Raw genomic sequence first — 2124 nt, 5'->3', positions numbered from 1 at the left:
GCTTGATCAGGTAAATGATCCTGGTAACCTCGGCACAATTATCCGCATTGCCGACTGGTACGGTATCAAACATATTATTTGCTCGCCCGACACTGCCGACTGCTATAACCCCAAGGTGATAGCCGCCGCCAAAGGCTCCTTCTTAAGGGTGCAGTTGCATTACCAACCGCTGCCGGCACTGCTGGCAACCAGCACACTGCCGGTCTATGGTGCTTACCTTGGCGGGGAATCGGTGCACAGCCTGACGCTGACACAAAATGGCGGCTTTATTGTGCTGGGCAATGAAGCCAACGGCATCAGCAAAGAGCTGGAACATATTATCAGCCATAAAATTACCATACCCGCCTTTGGCGCGGCCGAGTCACTGAATGTCGGTATTGCCGCAGCCGTAATTTGCGACAATCTGCAGCGCTTAAGCCAGCCGCAATGACAACGTACGTTACATCAGCATTGCCGGCATCCGTTTAGGCAGCTTGTTATAAGGGCTTCTGCTACTTGCACTTGAGCCCCCTGTCAGCTTTGCCTACAATGACGCACTTTCTGTAATCACGGGTTAAAGCGATGAACGACACTAATACAACTGACGCGACTAACGATACAACGACAAAACCGGATTTACCGGATCGTCTATGCGTTAATCCACGCAGCAAGCACTATAACGCCGAAGTGTTTAAACACGATGTCGGCATCCGCTTAAACGGTAAAGAGCGCTTTGACGTAGAAGAATACTGTATCAGCGAAGGCTGGGTAAAAGTCGCTGCCGCTAAGGCGCTGGACCGCCGTGGCCAACCGTTATTAATGACGGTAAAAGGCACGGTAGAAGCGTTTTACCGCTAACAGAGGCGACACCTATGAGCTTTACCACTATTGAACACGCTGTTGGCGGAACACGGCTGGTAAAGCTACAACGGCTTGCGGCACACACCAACAGCACAGTGCTACTGAAGCTCGAAGGTGATAACCCGGCAGGTTCGGTAAAAGACCGGCCAGCACTGAATATGATAGTTCAGGCCGAAAATCGCGGCACCATAAAGGCCGGCGATCGTATTATCGAAGCCACCAGCGGTAATACCGGTATTGCGCTGGCGATGGCCGCCGCGATCAAAGGCTATAAGATGACGCTTATCATGCCCGACAACGCCACCGACGAGCGCAAAAGCAGCATGCGCGCTTATGGCGCTGAGCTGATTCTGGTCACCAGAGAGCAAGGCATGGAAGGCGCGCGTGACTTAGCATTGCAAATGCAGGCGCAAGGCAAAGGCATAGTGCTGGACCAGTTTAATAACCCGGATAACCCGGCAGCACATTACGCCAGCACCGGGCCTGAAATCTGGCAGCAAAGCCAGCATAAAATTACCCACTTCGTCTCCAGCATGGGCACTACCGGCACCATTATGGGTGTATCGCGTTTTCTGAAAGAGCAAAACAGCGCTATTCAGATAATAGGCCTGCAACCGGCTGAAGGCGCCAGCATTCCGGGCATCCGCCGCTGGCCAGAAGCCTATTTACCAGGCTTTTTCGACAAAAGCCGGGTAGATAGCATTATCGATATCAGCCAGGGTGATGCGCTAAATGCGATGCGTAAACTGGCACGTGAAGAAGGCATTTTCGCCGGTGTCAGCTCCGGCGGCGCCGTGCATGCTGCCATTAAATTAGCCGAGCAGCACGATAACGCTGTAATCGTGGCGATTATTTGTGACCGGGGTGACCGCTATCTGTCTTCCGGCATCTTCTAACTAGTTTCGCTAGCCAGCGGCGGATTGTTCTAAGCTAACCGTTGCAGGCCTGGATGGCCGAATCGAGCCTACAGGGACGTATTTACGGCGTGTTAGCGTGAACAAACCGTCGTGGGTTCTGACACAGAATTGGCAACTTGCATTTCACTTTCTACCTTGGCATAGTGCGCTAAACAATCAACAGGTCAGACCACAATGAACCAAGCCAAACCGAATAAACTGCAGCGTATTGTCAGCAAGTGTTATCAATTACCTACTTTTTTACATGCCTTTGCCTTAAGCACGGTGTTTGGCCGGGTAATTAAATTTGCCGGTACTGCCGGGGTAGAAGTGCTGGAGCTAAAAGGCCCGCGTTCAGTGCTAAGGCTGAAAAACCGGAAAAAGGCGC

Annotated in this window: 3 protein-coding genes and 1 pseudogene; all 4 read left to right on the top strand. The window is 52.0% G+C overall.

From position 1 onward, the window contains the following. Positions 1-430 (top strand): RNA methyltransferase (locus VIN66_RS03270; protein WP_331922653.1); only part of this gene is annotated, 430 nt, incomplete at its 5' end. A 131-nt stretch (positions 431-561) separates the two neighbouring features. Next, positions 562-837, top strand: coding sequence for a DUF3297 family protein (locus VIN66_RS03265; protein WP_331922652.1), 276 nt, complete (start codon positions 562-564; stop codon positions 835-837). A 14-nt stretch (positions 838-851) separates the two neighbouring features. After that, positions 852-1736 (top strand): cysteine synthase CysM, encoded by an 885-nt coding sequence (gene cysM / locus VIN66_RS03260; protein WP_331922651.1) that lies wholly within the window; start codon positions 852-854, stop codon positions 1734-1736. A 195-nt stretch (positions 1737-1931) separates the two neighbouring features. Continuing rightward, positions 1932-2124 (top strand): annotated as a pseudogene (locus tag VIN66_RS03255) (DUF4442 domain-containing protein); the annotation flags it as partial.

Origin of the sequence: Rheinheimera sp., assembly GCF_036568245.1 — a bacterium.
In the GTDB taxonomy this organism is placed as follows: domain Bacteria; phylum Pseudomonadota; class Gammaproteobacteria; order Enterobacterales; family Alteromonadaceae; genus Alishewanella.
This window is presented reverse-complemented; position numbering and strand designations above follow the sequence as displayed.